We start from the raw sequence: 21,241 nt of genomic DNA, 5'->3' as shown, positions 1-21,241 counted from the left end.
TCCCTTTCTATTACACCGCCACCGTTGTCGCGTTGTAGATTAAATACGTGGTATAGGCGATGTATAGAAAAAGGAAGACGCCGCCTTCCCAGCGAGAAATCACTCGCCCGGTGAAGAAAATCGGGAGACAGGCACACGCAACGGCAATCATGACCGGAATGTCTAACGCAAGAGCCGAGTCGCTAACGGTTATCCCCGTCGGTCCGATGACGCTGGACAAACCCAGAACGCACAGAATGTTGAAAATGTTACTTCCCACCACATTTCCAACCGCGATATCGCGTTCACCGCGAATCGCGGCGGTGATCGATGTCACTACCTCGGGCAAGGACGTTCCCGCCGCGACAATGGTCAGCCCAATGACAAGTTCACTCACGCCTAAACTGGCGGCAACTTTGACCGCACCACTGATCAAGAAGGTGGAACCAAGCCCAAGCAATATCAAACCGCCGCCGATCCATCCAAAATTGACCCATAAAGTACTGGCTGACTTGATTCCAGCTTCATTTTCGGTTGGCCATTGCTGTTGAAATTCTTCGACAACCGCACGACTCTCTTGGCGGCTTTGGCGAATACACCAGTAGGTGTAAGCGATAATTCCAGCGAACAGTACGATGCCTTCCCAACGGACAATCGCCCCGTCCCATCCAAACACGATCAGCAACAGCGATGCGGCGATCATCACCGGCACGTCCCAGCGGATCAGTTGACTGGAAACGACCAGCGGTACGATCAGTGCCGAGACGCCCAGAATGAAGAGCACATTGAAAATGTTGCTGCCGACAACGTTCCCGAGCGCAATATCCGCATTCCCAGCCAAGGCGGCTTGGACCGACACGGCAAGCTCGGGGGCGCTGGTGCCAAAGGCAACCACAGTCAACCCAATGACGAGCGGCGAAATTTGCATGTAGCGGGCTAGTCGCGAAGCACCTCGGACCAGCGATTCACCGCCGCCGACCAACAACAGCAAACCTCCACCGATCTTTAACCACGCCATCACCATATCGCTCATTTGACGGATCCTTCAAAAAAGAAATCTCAACAAAAACTTCTGCCAAACGCATTTGCTAATGCAAAATCAGACGTTGCAGCAGGATGACGAACACTCCAGCGATGTAACCTGCGACGGCCAAAGGGGCCACCTTCTTCAGATACCAAACAAAGTCAATGTGCTCGAGCCCCATCGCCGCGACGCCTGCGGCCGACCCGATGATCAAACAACTTCCGCCAGTGCCGGCGCAGTAGGCTAGCAGCATCCAGAAATCGTCGTTGATCGGCATCGAGTACATTTCGATGCCGGCGGCGACCAGCGGAACATTGTCGACAACCGCCGACACCAATCCGATCGCGACCGCGACGACTTCTCGGTTGGGGAGCGTCTCATCCAGCCAACGAGCGGCACTTTCCAGAATCCCCATCGCACCAAGTGATCCAACGGCCAACAAGATGCCCAGGAAAAACAGGATACTGGACATGTCCACGCGGCGGAGCGCTGCCAACACTCCGGTGCTCGATCGTGTCGTTTCATCCATCGTGTGACTGACAAGCTCTGATACGATCCAGAGCACCGCAAGACTGAGCATCATGCCCATGTAGGGTGGCAGGTGTGTGGTCGCTTTAAACACGTGAGCGTCGACCAATTCAACAATGGTCATCGCCCCCATCAAAAAAAATAGGATGCTGGCAATCTCGCCAGTCAAATGCAAGTGCTGGGATTCGATCGCAAACGTCTGGTGGATGTTCTCGACCTTCTGCACAGCGGCTTCGGTAAGAAACCAACTTGGAATCGCTCCGCTGGGCAGCAACTGATCTAGATTGACGACGTAGATGGCCCAGCAGACGACGCCGATCAACAGCGCCGACGCCGCCTTGTTGATTTTCATCGTGTGTTCTAACGCGATCGCCAAGTATCCGAGGATGAAAATGGCGAGAATCAGGTACGTCATTTGAAAGAGGTTTCCAAGAATGCAATTGGCTTGTGACGAAGCGGATTTACATCGTCATCGATTGACACCATCGCAAACGGATTGTCGGAGGTGCCATTACGGAGACGTTGGTCGGTTTGCCTGACAAAGTTCGCCGAATCGATTGATGTCCGGCGGTGCACAGGTGCGACCTGCCGTATCTTCAAAGTCGCAGGAACGTGCCGAGACTTAAAAGAATATTCGACTTCCTCAAAAGATTTCGGTCAGCAACGACGTGGCGAGTTTCGTTTCGAAGTCGACTTGTGAACGCACGGCCATCGGCACACCAAGACATGTCCAATATTGTGTTGGCCGATTCTGGTTCGGCTTGCACTGCCTGGGACAATGACGCCACAGGGGCCAAGTCAGGAACCGCACCAAAGACGCAACTAGCAGACGCCACGTCGCGATGGTGATTCACGTCAACGTGGCACTGAAGAAGAAAGGCCGCCGAGCTTACAAGGGTACAAAAGAGAAGTGTGGCCGCGATAGCAGCAGACGCGTAGCGGCGGTGGAACGACATGAACGTAAGACAACTCCAGGAAGCCTTGCACATCACAAGCCGCAATTATCGCATCCGCCTATTTATCGACAAGGGATGTTTCGGAGAAAGTCCGACTGGATCATCGCGTGACAGTAGCGTGGGAACACGGATCCCAGAACACGTCGTTACCAAAAGACATTCCCGAATGGACATCACTTGACAATTTTCCTTCCGCGGCAATACTTCGAAATATCTCCCCCTCGACAATCGTGGACGTCTAAACAAATGAAATCGCGCCGACCCCGTGTTGGCTTCTTTTCCCGAGAGCTTTCGCTCTTGTGCGGTTTCGTTTTCTTCTGCCTCAGTTGTGGCACTCCTGCCATCAATGCCGGCAGCCACGGAGACACGTCGAAGCATGAAGCCGCGGTGTCGTCGCCGGACAGAGTGATGTCGCCGCTGGCGAGCGTGCGTGACGTCAAATCACAGGCGATAGATCGGGGTGATATCAAGCCTGGAAAAACGATCGCGTCGTTGTCGGCGATGGACGTTTGGCACGAACCTGGTTTCTGCTCGGACGAAGTCGTCGCGGAACGGCGATTCGTGGCTTCACCGACACCGGTGGTACTTGGAATTCGATTGCAGATTTAGGACAAACCCGCTGCGTTTGTTCCTTCTGTTTATCTGCTTTCATTTCTATCGTTCCCAGGCATCCATTGCCTTGGGGGACCAACACAAGGTGCTACAATGTCAAAAAATGTTCATCGTTCTTCAATGCAAACCGTTGTTAACGCCGTTTCCCAGCGGCACTTGACGACGCAAAAAAACTTGCCTAGCGATCTTCTACCAGCCCCGATTTTGCGATTGATCGAACTTGGAAGATACGCCGAAGCAAGTGAGCGGCTTCAAAAGGCTGCCTCGATCGCCGTTGATCATGGAAACGCTCGGCGTTTGCTTGATGCGGAGCAATCAAAACGCACTCGCCGTCAATCTGTTTCGCAGGCTCGCGCTGAATCCAGGCACCACGGTGATTCGAATGGATGCCAGCGACGGACTAAGAGTGAATTTTGCTACCGCGATCCTGCTGCACGGTTCGCCCAGTGGCGCACTCGATATTCTGCAAGACTTGCAGGATCGAGATTGTTTGCCAGCGGTACGCATGAAAGCGGCGATTCAGCGGTGGGCCAAGGGGCTATCGTTTTGGCGTCGATTGGATTGGAAGTGGAATCGGATTGAACCAGCGAACACGCAAGTTCCAATTGACTTCGAACTAGGCGAGTTTCCGTTCACGATTGGGCAAGCAAAAGTCGCATCCGAATTGCCAAGTGATGGCAAGCCGCCCAAGCGAACCGCCCCCAAGCTGGCCGCGTAACTCGACATCCCCGTGCAGCACAATCCGTAGTGGACGAGGCAACGAGTCCCCGGCGCTGCAGGACTCGTTGCCTCGTCCACTACAGAGAAAACACTTCCCGCGTGATTTGTAACAAAACGGGAATCACGAAGCTATTTACGAACTGTACCTTAGGTAGCGGTACGGCGCGAGCCGTCCGGTAGCAGCGAGTAAAACGGTCGATTCAAACCGCCCGCTCGCGACGAGCCCCGGCAGTCTTCCTGCCGCTCACCATCTCTTCCTGCAGCCAACGTTCGATAAGACAACGACAGAAAAATTGGTGCGACAGAAAAATTCTCTGATCGCCACGATAGCGTCTTCATTTTCCTGTCATCTCATTTTCCTGTAAATCCGACCGCGCAATCCTCACGCCCGCTCGCGGACAACCGACGAAGATTAAGGAACCGTTCGGAAATAACTTCGTCATTTCAAGATGTTACCCGAATGACATGAACTTTTGATGTAGTGGACGAGGCTACGAGTCCCAGCGACTTAGTGGCACGACAGGACTCGTTGCCTCGTCCACTACGACAGAGAACTGCTAGCCGTTTCTAACGGCGTTGAAACAGATCGCTGGTGACAATCGCCGCGATCAGATCGGCCATCGGATAATCGTCCTCCTGGACTTGGCCGATGATGCCATCCACCGCAGCACGATCACTCGACTCGATGCGTCGGCCGAGTGCGTGGCTGATTAACCGATTGGTCACGGTGCGTACGAAAAACTCTTTTCGCTCGAGCAACCGCTGTCGCAATTCCGCAGGCCCCGAAAACGTATCGCCGCCTGGCAAGACGCCCGACGTGTCGATCTTTTGTTTACCGCGAGCATCGTAGTGCTGGCGCACGCGGCCGATCGGGTCAAAGCCTTCCAATGCGAAACCGAGCGGATCGATTTTGCGATGGCACAAGTTGCATGCCGCCGATTCGCTGTGCCGGACCAACTGGTCACGGATCGATTTGGCACCGCGGACATCGGGATCCAATGTAGGCACATCATCCGGTGGCGGCGGCGTCGGCGTACCAACCACATTCTCTAACAACCACACGCCGCGAACCACGGGCGAGGTCTCGATCCCGTTGGCCGACACCGTCAAAACGCTGGCTTGACCTAACAGTCCACCACGCCGAGGGTCGCGGAAAACGACACGGTGGAAATTGGCCGCAGCATCAACGGGCACTTGGTCCTCAATGCCATACAATTTGGCTAAGTCACGATTGACGAACGAGTAGTCGGCGCTCAAGAACAACAATGCCGATGCATTGCGGTCGATCAAATCTCGCAAGAATAATCGTGTTTCCTGTTTCATTTCCGGTTCCAAACCGGCCGCGTAATATTCGCGTGACGCTTTGGGATCCGGCGGCATACTGCCCAGGGCTCGCAGATTCAACCAGCTGTCAAGGAAATCGGCGACAAACGCATCCGACGACTTGCTGCCGAGCAGACGCATGGTCTCCGCATGAAGTGTTTGCCGGTCATCCAGTTTCCCCTTGTCCGCCAAGCTTCGCAAACGATCATCGGGCATCGACGAAGTCAGGAAGTACGACAAACGCTCCGCCAAACCATGTTGGGATAACGCGGTTGCCTCTGCCAACGGTGGCGGACTAAGGTACAGAAACGCTGGCGAACACATGGCCGCCTTCAGCGTGTCCTTGTAGGCCTGAAACGGAGTATGCCCACCGGCGACGCGACTCTCGTAAATCCCCACCAGCCCAGCGACCTCCTCCGTCGTTGGCGGTCGCCGATACGCTCGCGATGCAAATTTCTGAATTAGCTCGGATGCCTGTTTGGGGTCAAAGCTCGTGCCTCCAAGCAATCTTTGTTGGCTTCGTGTTGGCCAATCGACATTAACAGGTCCGCGAATTCGAACTTCATCGATCCGGATTTGAGGCAATTGGCCATGTTTGATGACCGCGTTTCGGAACTCGACGATTCCTCGGCCGCCGCGAACAATCGCGGGCAGTGTATTGACGTGATTTCGGAACACTCGCGAATAAGATCCGCGTACGTCATGTTGTCCGTTCTCGAAAGTAAAACGCGGAGCGAAGCCACGGTCCAGCGGAATATTGAACGTGTACCACTTTAATTCATTGTCGGCGATGACCGTCTCGGCTAACTTGGGCTGAATCGGCTGGGTGTGGACCATGTCGCCAAGTGACGTGTCACCAGGCCGAATGCCCATGCGAAACGGTTCGTCCAAATCGATGAAGATGGTTCGTTTGTTGTAAGGGGTGTCACGATGCAATGCTTGCGAGAGCACCTTGATTTCGTACACACCGTCGACCGGAACGCCATCGGCGAATTGGTGCAAGTGTCCATACGCGCCCTCGGGCTTGTCGTTCAGCGGATGATCGTAGAGCACCAAGTGTTTATAGTTGAACGCTAATTTGTGGGCGCGGTTGAGTTCGGGTTGCTGGACAAAATTGTCTTTATAAACCCACTCTTTCGTTTGTGGCCGTTGGTTCACCGCGAGAGCTTTTTCGACACAGCGATCTGCTGCCATGAGATATTTTTCGAGCAGATGTCCCGAGGTCACTAGCGTGTCGCCGATGTTGTCGAAATGTTGTGACAAATTGTCCGTGGGAAACTCGGTCGTCGGATCAAACATCGTCATGTCGATCGCCAGCAGGTCGCCGACGGTGTTGCGATACTCGCGACGCGACAATCGTCGCAGCACGCTTTGCCCACCGGTGCTTGAGGATTTTTCACGCATCGATTCGAGCACGCGAGTCAATTGTTCGATCGCCGCCACGCGTTCGGAATCGCTCGGCTGGTCCGCATCCACCGGCGGCATGCTGCCCAGCGTCAATTGATCAACGATTTCCTGGATCTTGATTTGTGTATCGAGATTCGTGTTGGCAAAGTCGAGCGTTTCAAACTCGCGCTGCCCGCCCGGATCATCGACCGTATGGCATTCGATGCAATAGTTTGCTAGGAAACCGAATGCGGGATCAGCTGCCTTGGCGTTCGCAGGCCACCCGCCGCACGCCATCGCAAACAATAATGCTGACGAAATCAGCATCGACCAAACTTTAAGCATTATCGAAGTAATTACTGACGTAGTGGAACTCGTCAAGAGTTTCGACCAGCCTGGAAAACGAAAGTCTTGACGACTTCCGCTACGGGAAAACCCGTTACTTATTGTTCCGACAATGCTAAATGGCGCAGTCGGTAGTGGACGAGGCAACGAGTCCCGTGCCGCAGGACTCGTTGCCTCGTCCACTACGACAGTAAGTTTTTTGCCGATGCTTCGACTCGAGATAAAACAAAACCCTCGCATCATGCTAAACCTCGCAGCGTTCCCGTGCTGGTGGCAAAGCGGTCGGTTTCGACGCCAAACTTTTGCAGCATCGAAACGAACAGATTGGTCAGCGGGGGACGATGAGCCGAGTCTCGGTCGAACGCCAGCAACCGGCCATGCTCGAAACCGCCTCCCGCCAGGATCACGGGCAAGTTCACGTTGTTGTGCGAATTGGCGTTCCCCATCCCGCTGCCAAAAAGAACCGAGGTTTGCTCCAACAGGCTATGCTCGCCCTCTTTCGTCGCCGACAACTTTTCGACAAAGCGGACGAACTGTTCAATTTGATACGTTTCTAATGTAATTAACGCCTCGATCCGGTCGGCCAGGTGTCCGTGATGCGACAACGCGTGATAGTCGCCGTCCACACCAAGATCGCGTGGGTTGAAATCGCCGCCGATTTCCAGCGTCGCAATTCGCGTCGAATCGGTTTGCAGCGCCAATGCGATCAAATCGTACAACAGCGGTAGGTCTTCGACCATGTTGCGGTTCTTGGGGCGATCAAACGGAGCCTCTGGCTTGGGGACATCGATCCAATTGCGACGCAGCCCAATACGTTTCTCGACTTCACGGACCGACGTTAGATACTCGTCCAACTTGTCGCGGTCTTGTTGATTCAGTGTCCGTCCGAAGCGATTGGCATCGCCACGAACGAGATCCAAAATTGAACCTTGCAGTTTAAACCGATCCGCGGCGGCGACTTTGTCTTTTTCGCTGTTGCCCACAAACAGAATTTGAAACAACTGCTCGGGACCCGTGATCGGGGGAACTCGAGTGCCGGTGCGAGTCCATGACAATTGGCATCCGCCATGGATGCCACTTTCGCTGCCGACAGTCAACGAGGGAAATCGCGTTTGGCCGGCGATCGTTTCGGCAGCATATTGATCGATCGTGACGTTGGCGTCCGGCATCGTCTTGGCATCAATTTGACGGACACCCGACAAAAACGAATGGATCGAAAAGTGACCACCGGCGGTATCGTGGTCCAAGCCGGCAATCATCGTCATCCGATCTGAAATGGCGCTCAGCGGTGCCGTGGACCGACCGAGCGCAAAGTCACGCTGGATGGTCAGTCCCTCGTGGGATTTGGCGTTGGCGGCGGCGGGCCAGTATGCTTCGGGGTGGAAGCCGAGCATGTTGCCGATGCAAACCATCCGTTGTTTTCGTCCCGACGCTGGCCCGGATGCTTCGTCACCCGCGACTCGCCGTGACGAGAAGAACGGAAGACAAACGGAAACGCCCGCTGCACGCAGAAGCTGGCGGCGATCGAGGTTGCTCATAACGGACTCACTTGGGCTGGATTCAGAGGGAGGGACAGCAGAATGGCGGGGCGAGCGATTAATCAATTTATATGCTTTTAGAACCGCGGTAAAATCAATTTGGATCGCGACGAAGCCCCTATCTTTCGGTTTTTCTTGTCAGATAAGCGGCAGGTCGGCTCCCGGAGACGAATAGGGAATTATGGAAGACGCAAACTCGCACGATCCCTCAAACCACGCAAAACTGCCCGAAGGCGAGTTTATGCGGCTGTTTATCAAGCATGAACCGGCCTTACGCGCGTTTGCTCGATCGATTTTGCCCGATTGGCACCTCGTTGATGATACCCTGCAAGAGGCCAGCGTGACGATGTGGGAAAAATTGGGGCAACTGCATGACGAGGCGGGGTTCCTTCCCTGGGCCAAGGTCATCGTGCGGTTTAAGTGTCTTTCGGCGGTGGACAAGTTGCGTCGGGATCGCCACGTGCTCAGCCAACAGGTTCTCGAATTGATTGCGGACGAGGCCGAGGCGATGGATGCGGAACAGTATGTTGCGATCCGGAACGCGTTGACCCAATGCTTGACTCAATTCTCACCGCCTCATCGCGAATTGTTGTTGGCTCCCTACGCGGGGGATGGACGTGTGAAACAGATCGCCGAACAAGGCAGCAAGTCAGTTAACGCACTTTACAAATTACTAGGAAGGCTGCGTCAAAAGTTGGCGTCGTGTATCCGCGGACAACTTTTGCCGGAGGTGTCCTGATATGGATCCCAAATCATTAATTCATCGTTACCTGATCGGCGAGGTCAGCGAAACCGAGGCCGCCGAACTGGATCGTTTGTTGGAAGCGGATCTCGATTTGCGCCGCGAATTTGTGGTTGCTGCCGCGATGGATACGGGGCTTCGCGAAGTCGCGTTTGAACAGGCCATCGACGACGCGGTTGATCCGGCACGGGGGTCGGCAGTGACAACCGCAACCGAGATCGCGGGAAAGGTGCCAGCAGGAAAGAATGTCTTGCCCCTGATCCTTTTGGCCATCGCGGCATCGATACTTGCGATTTTCTTTGTTGCACCCGCTTGGCTTGCGCCGCAGTCCGGCGACTCCGCTACGGTCGCCACGCTGCTGTCGGCGGAAAATGCGGCCTGGGAAAGTTCGCTGCCTACCACTCCGGGATCCGATTTGACGCCCGGATTAATGAAGTTGGTCGCTGGAATCGCGACGGTCCAGTTTCGTTCCGGTGCCGAGGTGATGATCGAGGCGCCGGCGAATTTGGTTTTGATCTCGCCGATGCGAGGCCGACTGCTCGACGGTGCAGCGGTGGTCAGTGTGCCCAAGCCTGCGATCGGCTTTGTCTTGGAAACGCCCGGTGGATACGTCGTCGATCATGGAACCGAATTCGCCGTCAAAGTCGCTGGCGAAGGAAAACCATCGGACTTTGAAGTGATCAAAGGCGAGATCTCGGTGCATCTTGTTTCGACCGGCGAAAACGTGCGGCTGACCGATCGCCAGTCCGCTTCGATCTCGGATCAAAAACTGACGAGCTTCGACGGCCAGCTGCCCGAGCAAACGCTCGAAGCGATGCCTCGAGTGCTGCGTGTTGGAACCGAAGGTCGCGCGACGTCGGTGATTCGCAACAACAAACGCAAAAAACGTCACCATCCCGATTTGCTGATGGTAAAACGAGGCGCTGCAGGGCCCTGGGATCAACGCGCGTTGTGCGGTTTTGACGTCAGCCACGTTGATTTTGCCACGATGAAATCGGCTCGGTTGAGATTGAATCTCGTTCCCAGCGGGCTTGGCTTTGCGACTCGATTGCCAAAGGTCAACCGATTCGCCGTGTACGGGCTCACCAACAAAGCGAAAAGTGATTGGGGAATCGAAAGTCTTTGGGAGGACGCACCGGGTCCCGAAGACGGCGTGCTGCTGGGGACGTTCGAGATACCGCGAAGTGTGCAACGCGGCAGCTTCGGTATCGAAAATGAAACACTCTTGGAATTCCTGAAGACACATTCGGATTCCCCCGTAACGCTGGTTATCGATCGACTGACCGGACAAATTGATGGCGAGGGACCTGGCTTGGTGCACGCCTTCGCGAGTGATTCGCATCCCGAAGCTTCGGGACCGATCCTCGAGTTTTCACCTCAGCAGAAGAATTAAAATTTTATGTCGTCTTTAGATTTTATTCGTATCGATTGTTTACGCTCTCTTAGCGGTACGGCGCAAGCCATCCGGTTCGCGGCTAATGACCAACGCGAAATTCCGGAGAGTTTGCAACCTGGCGCGAAGCGAAACCTAACGACGGGCACCATCGCGTGTACCCTGTTTGCGTTCTTGTTCGCTTGCACATACGGACCGGTAAGCTTGGCCGACGAACCGGCCGCACCGCCCGCCGCCATGCCCGCCAAACATGCTGCCGTCTTTAAGCAATATTGTTACGATTGCCACGACGCGGCAGCCGAAGAAGGGGGTGTCAATCTCGAAGACATTTCGTTCGATATCGCTCGCAATATCGAAACCGCCGAACGCTGGCAAAAAATCCTCAACGCAATCAACTCAGGCGAAATGCCGCCTGAGGATAGTGAGCCGATTTCGGACAAAGCCAAGATCGATTTTCTCGAAGACTTGTCAACGCGAATGGTGGTTGCACGCAAACTGCTTAGCGACACCGGCGGCGAGATCACGATGCGGCGACTGAATCGTCGCGAGTACCAAAACACAATCGAAGCTTTGCTCGGGGTACGTCCGGATGTATCGAGTCTGCCGGACGATCAAGCGACCGCGGGATTTGACACCGTTGGAGCGTCACTATTTTTCTCGAGTGACCAACTGGAAAACTATCTCGCCACTGCCAAGGCGACGCTGCAGATGGCTTTGTCAACCCCGCACACAGCCAAAATGAGAACGGTTCGCATCGAGCCCGAAGAGGAATACACCCCGCATTACGCCAACGCGCTCGCGGCGCTGCAGGACAACATCAAACGCGCAACCGCGTGGAAGTCACAATCAGAGAAACCTGCGTCTGAATTTGGTTTTCTTGACGAATACGCTGCAAAGAAAAGTCTCGAAAACAGCAAGAAATGGGCTCCGCAGCTCGAACAGTATCTGGCGCGTCCCGAAACGAAAAACGGCGCGACGTTGATCCTGACGATCAAAGATGGCGGCTACACGAAAATCAAGTTTCCTGCATTGGGGCCCGAAAATGCAGGCACCTATACGATCCGCCTTCGCGCCGCGGCGTACCCGGATGCCGATCCACGCTTTCAATATGTCGAGTTTTCGTCCGGTTTCGGCAGCGGCCGCAAACATCTGGGATGGCGAAAAGTCACCGGGACGCTCGACGACCCTGAAATCATTACGTTTCCAATCGAACATCGGCCTGGCGAGAAACTGCAGATTTGGATTCACCAACGCAGCCACCAAGATCGTGGAGACAAGAATCTATGGACCATCGATCAACAAAACAATGGAATCGGAACGCCGCCCGGAGTATGGATCGATTGGGCTGAATTGGTGGGGCCCGAGCCGGACCACGACGGCTCGGCATCGATTGCAGCCCGAAACCGAATTTTGCCGACAAAACCGAACGACTGGAGCGACGAGCGTTACGCCAAAGAAGTGCTTCACGACTTTGCCGTGCGTGCGTTCCGGGGCGAATCACCGAGTGATGACTATTTGCATCGTCTGGTTCAACAATACGAAGCCAATCGTGCCAAAGGGTTGACGCAAACCGATGCATTGATCGGCCCGCTTTCAATCATTCTGTCCTCTCCCAGCTTCCTGTATCTGGTCGAATCGACCGGCAACGAGGGATCGCCCGATTTGACCGCCGCTGAACTTGCCGTTCGGCTGTCATATTTTTTGTGGAGCGAGTCGCCCGATCAGGAACTGATGTCACTGGCCCGCAGCGGTCAGCTCTCGCAGCCTCGCGTTCTGTTTGCTCAGACTTCACGACTGCTGGCCGATCCGCGTGCAGATCGTTTTGTTCGCGGCTTTGTGCATCAATGGTTGCAGATGGAACGATTGGATATGTTCCAATTTGACGGTGTCCAGTTTCCTACGTTCGACAATGCTGTGCGTGCCAATGCTCGAGAAGAGATCTTTGCGACCGTGCACCACATGCTCGAGGAAAAATTGCCACTCGGGACGCTGTTGAAAACCGATTTTGCCGTCGTCAATGATGTAATGGCTGATTATTACGGTTTGCCTGGGGGGGATGGCCACGAATTCCGCAAAGTCAAACTGCCCCCGGATTCGCTTCGCGGTGGGTTGCTCGGGACGGCGGCGGTTGCCGCCATGGGATCCGACGGACTGCGTTCATCGCCCGTCGAACGAGGCGCTTGGGTGCTTCGTCACCTGCTAAACGATCCGCCGCCACCCGCACCACCGAACGTGCCGCAGCTCAGTCGGCTCGCCGGCGAAGTATTGTCGGCTCGCGAATTGACCAAAGCACATCAAGAAGAGCCTCAATGTGCCCAGTGTCACCAGAAGATCGATCCGATCGGTTTCGCCCTGGAAAATTTCGACGCTTCCGGGATGTGGCGAGATGTGGAAACTGTGATCGTCGGAGAACGTCGGAACAAACGGTCCGTCGAGTTCGAGATCGACGGCAGCGGACGTTTACCCAGCGGTGAGCAGTTCGCGAATTATCAAGAATTACGCGACGCAGTCGCCCAACACGAGGACGACTTTGCCATGGGATTAACCGAAGCGTTGATCGAATACGGTCTCGGACGCCCCTACGGGTTCACCGACCAAGACCTCGCGGACCAAATCCTTGAGTATGCAAAGGGCAAAGACTACGAGTTAAGTGTTTTTGTCCACGCGTTGGTCCAATCCAAACAATTCAAAACCAAGTGACGCCGTGAGGCGATGTGACAGAGGGACAGAGAGACAGAGGGACAGAGGAGATTTGGCGATGGACGAACGAAAGAAAACGATTCGCAAACATACGGACCTCGATTTCTACAAACACAGTTTTGCGACAGCGATGCATCTTTTTGAACTAAGTAGAAAATTCCCGTTGGAAGAGCAGTATTCGCTGACGGACCAGTGTCGACGCTCTTCGCGATCTGTCTCCGCCAACATTGCGGAAGCTTGGCGGAAGCGTCGGTACCCGGCGGCGTTTGTTGCAAAATTGTCTGACTCCGAAGCGGAAGCGGCGGAAACGCCGACATGGTTGCAATTCGCGGTGGAGTGCAAATACCTCGACGCTGACGTCGCACGTGAACTTTATTGTGAATGCGACAAGATCATCGGAATGTTAGTGAACATGATCAGGAAGCCAGACAGTTGGCGTCTTAGACCAGATGAAAAACGAAGTACCAAAACCATCGAATCACACGAACCGCCAAACACGGAAAACGAACAATGAAATCGCGAACCAACAATAAGAAGAACTCCGAAACTCTCTCTCCCACTCCCCAGCCCTCTGTCACTCCGTCTCGGCTTTCGCGGCGCGGTGTGCTACGTAGTGCGAGTGCGCTGATCACATTGCCGTTTCTTGAATCGTTCGGCTTCCGCCGTTATTCCGCGGCGGCAACGCCCTCAGCAACCTCGCCCCCGAAGCGGATGATTTTTCTTGGGATGGGCTTCGGCGTGACCGCCGATCGTTGGTATCCCGATGTCAACACCGTCGGTGAAAAATACGAACTGCCGACGATTCTAAAACCGCTCGCCCGGCATCAAAAAGACATCACGATTATCCAGAACTTGATGCATCAGTATTCCGCCGACGGTCACTCCGGCAGTACGTTTTGGCTGACCGGTGCAAACCGTTACGCGATTCCAGGGCAAAGTTTTCACAATACAATTTCGGTCGACCAAGTTGCCGCCGAAGTGCTTGGCGAAAAGACTCGCTTTACCTCGATTCAACTCGCCGCCAAAGGCGCCGCGAACGATGGCCATGGTCCCGGTTCCTCGTTGGCCTGGAACCGCTCGGGAAAGCCTGTCGCCGGACTCGATACACCGGTCGCTGCGTTTCATCGCCTGTTCTCTAACGACACGACGCCGCTAGCCGAGCGGCAACAACGGCTCAATGAGCAGCGCAGCGTGCTAGACACCGTGCTGGCGGATGCCAAGTCGGTCGGCCGCAAAATTAACCGAACCGACTCACAGAAATTGGACGAGTACCTGCAGTCGGTTCGTGAGATCGAAGTGCGACTGGCTAAAGAAGAAGCTTGGTTGGGCGTCGAGAAGAAATCGCCCAAGGACAAAGTACAGGAACCCAACGAATCACTCGAAGGCGTCGAGGAGATTCGCATGATGTACGACATTATGGTTGCCGCGATGCAAGTCGATGCCACGCGGGTATTTACCTATCGCATGCCCGTCGATTCGATGATCGCCAGCCTCGGAGCGACAATGAGTGCGCATAGCATGAGCCATTATTCCGAGGGCGAACGACGAACGGTTTCGGAAACACGCGACAAGACGCACGCCAAACTGCTTGCCGAGTTCATTGACAAACTCAAGGCGTCGAAGGAGCCGGATGGTTCAAGTCTGTTTGACCATGTCGCGTTAACGATGGGGACCAATCTTAGTTCGGTACACACGCTGAAGAATTGCCCGACATTGGTCGCGGGCGGTGGTGCAGGCTTCAAACAAGGCCGTCACCTCGTCATGAGCGATCCGAAGACACCGCTCTGTAACCTCTGGCTCAGTACGCTGCGGGGCACCGGAATCAACGCCGCATCATTCGGCGATTCCACCGGCCTAATCGAAGAGTTATTCACCGCCTAGAATGTGGGATAGGCTTCCAGCCTGTCATCAGCTCTCCCCGTAGACAAATTTCGGTGGTGAGCCGTGGGCCGTAAGGCACCGGGTAATGCGTGGGACCCGGCCGCTTACGCGTCACGGCTCACAAAATCAACTACAATCACCCTTTCGAATTCTTGCTCCTCTTCTCGCCTCCACGGTGCAATCATCATGCGAACTTCACGCGGCTCCATCTTTATTGCGGTGCTCGTTTGCATTGCATTGTTTTGCAACGTGTCCATCGCGAAAACGCCTCCCAACGTGCTGATCATCCAGACCGATGAGCACAACTTTCGAACGCTCGGTGCTTATCGAGAAACGCTGCCACCGGAACAAGCGTTTGTGTGGGGTGACGATGCGGTGGTCCAGACGCCTGCGATTGATTCGATTGCCAAGCGCGGAGCGATTTGCACTTCGTTTTATGCCACCAGTCCAGTGTGCACGCCTTCGCGAGCCGCATTTTTCTCGGGACGTTATCCGCACAAGACGGGAGCCCACTCCAATGACCAACCTTATCGCAGCGACATCGTCACCTTTGCCGAAGTGCTTCGGCGTGACGGTTATGCGACCGGCTATGCGGGCAAATGGCATCTCGATGGGCCCGGTAAACCACAATGGGCGCCGAAACGCCAGTTCGGGTTTGCGGATAACCGTTTTATGTTCAATCGTGGACATTGGAAGAATTTGGAACTGACCGATTCCGGTCCGCAAGTCGGTGCGCGAGATAAAAAGGGAGCCCCCAGTTACAATGTCGACGACGCGGACGAACAAACCTTTGCGACCGATTGGTTGGCCGATCGCGCCGTCGACTTCATCCGCGAACACGCTGATGAACCCTTTTGTTACCACCTGAGTATTCCCGATCCTCACGGTCCAAACACCGTCCGCGAACCGTATGACACGATGTTTGCCCACATGGTGATTCGACCGCCGTTGTCGTTTTCGATGAGCCGCGACAATCCCGCCTGGGCTGCGGCAACCGGCAAGAATGCGACACTCAAATTCAATCCCTCGTTGATGCAACTCTATTTTGGCATGGTGCGTTGCATCGACGACAACGTCGGCAAGATCTTAAAGACGCTCGACGAATTGCAGTTGACCGACAACACCATCGTCGTATTCACTTCGGATCACGGTGACTTGTGTTTCGAGCATGGCCGTTTGAACAAAGGCAATCCCTACGAAGGAAGTGCGAAAATCCCGATGCTGATCGCAGCCCCTGGAATCATTCCCCCGGGAACTCGTGTGGACCAAGCACTTGGTACGGTCGATTTCGCACCCACCTTGTTGGCACTACTTGGAAAGCAATTGCCGGATGCTGTTGAAGGCCGCGATGCGTCGGCATTATTGACAGGGAATGCAAAGTCGAACTTAGATGACGTCGCCATCCTGCAGTCGTCTGGCCTGAAGCCCGCGTGGTTTGCCGTGATCAACGACCGTTTCAAATTGGTGCTCTCAATATCCGAACGTCCTTGGCTGTTTGATCTACAACAGGATCCCGATGAACTGCGAAACTCGATCGACGAGCCTGGAAACAAGGATGTCGTCCGCAAACTGGCGGCGGCTTTGCAAGACTATGTTTCGAAGCAAGACGCAAGTTTCCTCCACAATAAGATCGAACCACAGCTACGTGAACTCACAACTAACTAAAACTGAGTAGAGAGGACGCCAACTACAGTTACCTCTCCACCGACGAAGTGAGGCCGCTGATTTAGCAAAACATCATTGCTCTTAAGTTACCCGTTTGCGCGCTAGCCTTAACTGCTAAAACTTTGGTTTTGTCATCATTTACGGTTGCGTTGGTTTTCTGCCACCTCTCCCCCGACTTCGTCGGTGGAGAGGTGACCGCAGTACAGGCCAGAAGATAAATCCACCCCCAATATCGACGTCAAGCCCAAGGTTTTAGCAGTGTACTACGACACATCTTGACTTGTTATACAGGCGAGTTGTTGCGTTCGCTCACAAACTTTCATCTCAAGTAGGCATCTCATATGTTCAAAGGAATCGTGACCTTCGTCGGCTTGTTGCTCACCTCGCTTATCGCAACCCCGGCGGTGGCCGACGAACGTCCCAACGTCATCCTGCTATTGGCCGACGATCTCGGCTGGACCGGACTCGGATGCTTCGGCAGCGACTTTTACGAAACCCCTAATTTAGATTCGCTGGCCGAGCGAGGGATGAGATTCACAAACGCCTATGCGGCTTGCACCGTTTGCTCGCCGACCCGTGCGTCGATCATGACTGGCAAGTATCCTGCGCGGCTCCATTTGTCCGACTTTATCGCCGGCCAAAACCGTCCCTACGCTAAACTGCAGATCCCGGATTGGACCAAACGTCTTGATGGCGAAGAAACAACGATTGCCGAGGTCTTAAAGGGCAGCGGTTATCGAACCGGTCACATCGGGAAATGGCATCTCAGCGGCATTGGTAAACAAGCCAGCGGTACCAAGCCGACCGACCAAGGGTTTGACGTTTCCTACGACCGTCCGCCTGGGACGAAGGGTTACCTGCTAAAGACGCCATCGGTGGGCGAGTCAAAATCAAACTACTTGACCGACTACTTGACCGACAAAGCGTGCGAATTTATCGATCAATCGAAATCGGAACCGTTCTTCCTTTACTTCGCCTACCACGTGCCTCACACGCCGATCCAAGGCCGCAGCGACCTGGTTGACTACTTTACATCAAAGGTCGATCCGAACGCGATGCACCAAAATCCAAGCTATGCCGCGATGGTCGCCAGCTTGGACCAAAGCGTTGGCCGCATCGTCACACAACTCGAAAAGAATAACCTGACCCACGACACAGTGATCCTATTTATTAGTGATAACGGTGGCTTGACGCAGCGTAACGGAAAACACGATGGTTTTACCGAGAATTTGCCGCTGCGACGTGGCAAGGGGTCTGCCTACGAAGGAGGCGTCCGCGTTCCCGCGATCGCCTATTGGCCTGGGGTTACGCCGGCCGGATCCGTTTGTGATGAACCGATCATCACGATGGATCTGTTTCCCACGCTCCAGCAACTCGCCGGGATCGCGGCGAGTCAATCACACCCCAAAGATGGACTCAGCTTGGTGCCGCTTCTACGCGATCCCCAATATCGTTTTGACCGTGACTTGTTCTGGCATTATCCCCATTACCACGCTGGCGGTGATTCGCCCTACAGTGCCATCCGCTCGGGGGTTTATCGCTTGATCGAGTTCCATGAAGACGAGCGTGTCGAGCTGTATGATCTGTCCCGCGACATCGGCGAGCAAACTGACTTATCTGAAAAGTTGCCTGCGAAGACGGCGGAGCTAAAAGGGAAACTGCACAAGTGGCGAGAATCCGTTAACGCCCAAATGTCCTCGGCGAATCCCAATTTCGATCCAACTCGCCAGCAAGAAGTGGGGCGACAACCAAAGTCAAAACGCCCCCAATCTTCGTAAAAAGGGTTGCATCCAATCGATTTCTCCACGCTCATGTTCTTCTCCACCACCGAGCTTTTGTTCCCCGTACATTGCCAACCAAGGCGGTTCCCATGAAACTTTCCCGTATTTTCCATTTCGCCGCTCTCACATTGGTGTTCGCCGTTTCTTCCTATGCTGCCGATCGCAAACCAAACGTCATTTACGTGATGCTCGATGACGCAGGCTACGCAGATTTCGGGGCAATGGGGTCGACCGAGATTCAGACACCGAACTTTGATCGTATGTGTGCCGAAGGAATGCGGTTTACCGATCACTACTCGGGGTCCGCGGTTTGTGCGCCGACGCGGTGTGTACTGATGACGGGACTTCACACCGGGCACTGCCGGCGACGCGATAACAAGGCCGCAGCGGCTCGCAATCAGACCGACGAAAACGGATTGGTCTTTTTGAAGGACGAGGATGTGACCGTCGCAGAATCACTTCAAAAGGCAGGCTATGTTACCGGTGGCATCGGCAAGTGGGGACTCGGGAACCCCGGTTCTGCCGGGACTCCCGACAAACAAGGGTTTGACCACTTCCTCGGTTATCTCGACCAAGTCCACGCCCACGATCACTACACCGATTGGTTGTGGAACGATGGCGAGCGGATGGAAACCAACAAACGTTACTCGCACTATCTGTTTGAAGAGGACACCACACGGTTTATTCGCGAGCACAAAGACAAACCGTTCTTTCTGTACTTGCCGTATTGTTTGCCGCATGGAAAGTACGTGATTCCTCATGCAGATGCCGCCTATCAAATCTATAAGGACAAACCTTGGTCGCAAGAGGTCCGCAACTACGCCGCGATGGTGACGCGAGCGGACACGACCGTGGGGGTGATTCTGGATTTGCTGCAAGAACTGAAACTCGACGAGGACACGATCGTCTTCTACACGTCGGACAATGGTCCCAACACACCATTTGTTAAGTCACTTGGTTCCAACGCGCCCTTCCAAGGCATCAAGCGAACGCTTTACGAAGGCGGCATCCGCGCCGCGATGGCTGTGCGTTGGCCGGGCCATACACCCGCCGGAGTGACCAGCGATTTTGTCTGGGGCATGCGTGATGTCTTTCCCACGCTTTGTGATTTGGCCGGCACCTCGACACCGCAAAACTTGGACGGCATCTCGGTCGTGCCCACGTTGAAGGGGAAATCGCAAGCGGATCGCGGTCCGCTCTACTGGGCATTCCCAGGCGGTTCACAACAGGCAGTGCGAATGGGGCAATGGAAGGGGCTGCGGCGCGGTACCAAAGGATCGCTGATGTTGTTCGATTTGCAGACCGACCCCGGCGAGACGAACAACGTCGCTGCGGAACATCCAGAGATCGTGACCAAGATCGAAGACGTCATGACAAATTCGCATGTGCCGTCTTCGTTCTGGCCGCTCGCAGAGCAAGTTCAGTCCAAAAAGAAAAAGTCGAACAGATAGTCAAGTCACCCCTCGATTTTGTCGCGGCTTTACGGAAACTCGTTAAGAGTTTCGCAATGCTAAGGTAGCGGAACTCGTCAACGACTTGTTGATTTAATCGAAATGCAAATCGCAACAGTGAGCCGTGGGCCGTAAGGCACCGGGTAGCGAGCGGGACCCGGCCGCTGACGCGTCACGGCTCACTAAATCAACAAGTCGTAGACGTCTTCTGCTAGGGGCAAGCCCCAATTGGGGTCGAGACGGAGCACTAGGGTAAATGTTTCGCCAGCGGAATTCGACTTGGCGCAGACATCGGTCATCGTCCGCTTTGCGAAGATCGATTGCCAGCGTGAAACGGAGCGATCGATGTGGTTATATTGAGATCTGGGGGGGCGAGTTATTTGCATAACCCGTCGCAACTATACTTATTGGCCATTCTTTCATCACAATCGAGGCGAACGCGATGAGCTACAGCAGTGTGTGGTTACCGACCGTTGCCGCGGTGTTGCTCGGCGGTTTGATTGGTATCGAACGTCAAATGAGTGGTCATTCCGCCGGTCTCCGCACCCATATGTTGGTTTCACTCGCCTCGGCGATGTTCGTGTTGGCATGTAGTGAACTGACGTCGCAATTACCGCTAGATCTGACCCGCGTCGTGCAAGGGATCGCAGCAGGTGTCGGATTCATCGGTGCCGGCACAATTCTGAAAGCGGATCGAAAACACGAGGTGTTTGGCTTGACAACCGCTTCGACCATTTGGCTCTCCGCAGCGATAGGAACGGCGTGCGGATTGGGCGAATACCCACTCGCGATCACCAGCGTGCTCTTGACGATCGTCGTACTCGTAGGTCTGCGGCCGATCGAAGAGCGTTTGTTGAACCAACGCAAACGAGTTCAAAAACCGGGCGATCCGACCAACGATTAATCTCGGTTGATCGAGTTAGACGTTTGGCGTGCGCTGAAAAGCATTTTCTGTAGCGGAACTCGTCAAGAGTTTCGGGGGGCATTCATTATGGAAACGAAAGTCTTGACGACTTCCGCTACTCTAAATTAGCACATATCCGGCGCTGTAATCCATTTTTGAGTCGACAGATTTCGGCATTTGCGTTTCCGTGGCTACGCTCGCCAGAGCGTGGATGGTTGCCGGATCTTCCTCACACGATTCGTTTCCATTCGCCAAAGTCATCGCAAACACAGCCAAAACGCGAAAACGAATCGCGCGGTGGTGCACACACTGT

Annotated in this window: 15 protein-coding genes; 11 read left to right on the top strand and 4 right to left on the bottom strand. The window is 54.6% G+C overall.

Annotated elements, in window-relative coordinates; genetic code table 11:
* Nucleotides 1-10 precede the first annotated feature (10 nt).
* Both ABD971_RS11885 and ABD971_RS11880 read right to left on the bottom strand, forming a co-directional pair.
* Nucleotides 11-1,012: a calcium/sodium antiporter gene (locus tag ABD971_RS11885; RefSeq protein ID WP_345322295.1), complete on the bottom strand. Its 1,002-nt coding sequence runs from the start codon at nt 1,010-1,012 to the stop codon at nt 11-13.
* Between the two features lie 55 nt (nt 1,013-1,067).
* A complete protein-coding gene (locus tag ABD971_RS11880) occupies nt 1,068-1,946 on the bottom strand; it encodes an SLC13 family permease (protein WP_345322293.1) in 879 nt (292 codons plus the stop codon).
* Between the two features lie 787 nt (nt 1,947-2,733).
* On the opposite strand from ABD971_RS11880, the gene ABD971_RS11875 reads away from it, so the two are divergent.
* Both ABD971_RS11875 and ABD971_RS11870 read left to right on the top strand, forming a co-directional pair.
* Complete coding sequence (locus ABD971_RS11875; protein WP_345322291.1) at nt 2,734-3,096, top strand: hypothetical protein; 363 nt, start codon at nt 2,734-2,736, stop codon at nt 3,094-3,096.
* Nucleotides 3,097-3,340: 244 nt separating this feature from the next.
* On the top strand, nt 3,341-3,817 hold the full coding sequence (locus tag ABD971_RS11870) for a tetratricopeptide repeat protein (RefSeq protein WP_345322289.1): 477 nt from the start codon (nt 3,341-3,343) through the stop codon (nt 3,815-3,817).
* Between the two features lie 569 nt (nt 3,818-4,386).
* On the opposite strand, the gene ABD971_RS11865 is transcribed toward ABD971_RS11870, so the two are convergent.
* Nucleotides 4,387-6,873, bottom strand: a complete 2,487-nt coding sequence (locus ABD971_RS11865; protein WP_345322287.1) for a DUF1592 domain-containing protein — start codon at nt 6,871-6,873, stop codon at nt 4,387-4,389.
* A gap of 239 nt (nt 6,874-7,112) precedes the next feature.
* A complete protein-coding gene (locus tag ABD971_RS11860; RefSeq protein ID WP_345322285.1) occupies nt 7,113-8,411 on the bottom strand; it encodes a DUF1552 domain-containing protein in 1,299 nt (432 codons plus the stop codon).
* 181 nt (nt 8,412-8,592) lie between these two features.
* Here ABD971_RS11860 and ABD971_RS11855 point away from each other — a divergent pair, with 181 nt between their 5' ends.
* The 9 genes from ABD971_RS11855 to ABD971_RS11815 all read left to right on the top strand — a co-directional run bounded on the left by ABD971_RS11855 (nt 8,593) and on the right by ABD971_RS11815 (nt 20,928).
* Nucleotides 8,593-9,150 carry a sigma-70 family RNA polymerase sigma factor gene (locus tag ABD971_RS11855; protein ID WP_339946726.1) on the top strand — a complete coding sequence of 186 codons (558 nt, stop codon included), beginning with the start codon at nt 8,593-8,595 and terminating at the stop codon, nt 9,148-9,150.
* Nucleotide 9,151: 1 nt separating this feature from the next.
* The gene (locus tag ABD971_RS11850; protein WP_345322283.1) at nt 9,152-10,546 is read left to right on the top strand and encodes a FecR domain-containing protein; all 1,395 of its coding nucleotides are present in this window, start codon (nt 9,152-9,154) and stop codon (nt 10,544-10,546) included.
* Nucleotides 10,547-10,552: 6 nt separating this feature from the next.
* Nucleotides 10,553-13,246: a DUF1592 domain-containing protein gene (locus ABD971_RS11845; RefSeq protein WP_345322281.1), complete on the top strand. Its 2,694-nt coding sequence runs from the start codon at nt 10,553-10,555 to the stop codon at nt 13,244-13,246.
* A 58-nt stretch (nt 13,247-13,304) separates the two neighbouring features.
* Nucleotides 13,305-13,760 carry a four helix bundle protein gene (locus tag ABD971_RS11840; protein ID WP_345322279.1) on the top strand — a complete coding sequence of 152 codons (456 nt, stop codon included), beginning with the start codon at nt 13,305-13,307 and terminating at the stop codon, nt 13,758-13,760.
* Nucleotides 13,757-15,127 (top strand): DUF1552 domain-containing protein, encoded by a 1,371-nt coding sequence (locus ABD971_RS11835; protein WP_345322277.1) that lies wholly within the window; start codon nt 13,757-13,759, stop codon nt 15,125-15,127. Before ABD971_RS11840 ends, ABD971_RS11835 begins: the two co-directional genes overlap by 4 nt.
* Nucleotides 15,128-15,313: 186 nt before the next feature.
* Nucleotides 15,314-16,792 carry a sulfatase family protein gene (locus ABD971_RS11830; RefSeq protein ID WP_345322275.1) on the top strand — a complete coding sequence of 493 codons (1,479 nt, stop codon included), beginning with the start codon at nt 15,314-15,316 and terminating at the stop codon, nt 16,790-16,792.
* 341 nt (nt 16,793-17,133) lie between these two features.
* The gene (locus ABD971_RS11825) at nt 17,134-18,570 is read left to right on the top strand and encodes a sulfatase (RefSeq protein ID WP_345322273.1); all 1,437 of its coding nucleotides are present in this window, start codon (nt 17,134-17,136) and stop codon (nt 18,568-18,570) included.
* A gap of 92 nt (nt 18,571-18,662) precedes the next feature.
* The gene (locus ABD971_RS11820; RefSeq protein WP_345322271.1) at nt 18,663-20,024 is read left to right on the top strand and encodes an arylsulfatase; all 1,362 of its coding nucleotides are present in this window, start codon (nt 18,663-18,665) and stop codon (nt 20,022-20,024) included.
* Between the two features lie 442 nt (nt 20,025-20,466).
* Nucleotides 20,467-20,928 carry an MgtC/SapB family protein gene (locus tag ABD971_RS11815; RefSeq protein ID WP_339946734.1) on the top strand — a complete coding sequence of 154 codons (462 nt, stop codon included), beginning with the start codon at nt 20,467-20,469 and terminating at the stop codon, nt 20,926-20,928.
* Nucleotides 20,929-21,241: the final 313 nt, after the last annotated feature.

It is taken from the genome of Novipirellula rosea (assembly GCF_039541335.1).
In the GTDB taxonomy this organism is placed as follows: domain Bacteria; phylum Planctomycetota; class Planctomycetia; order Pirellulales; family Pirellulaceae; genus Novipirellula; species Novipirellula rosea.
This window is presented reverse-complemented; position numbering and strand designations above follow the sequence as displayed.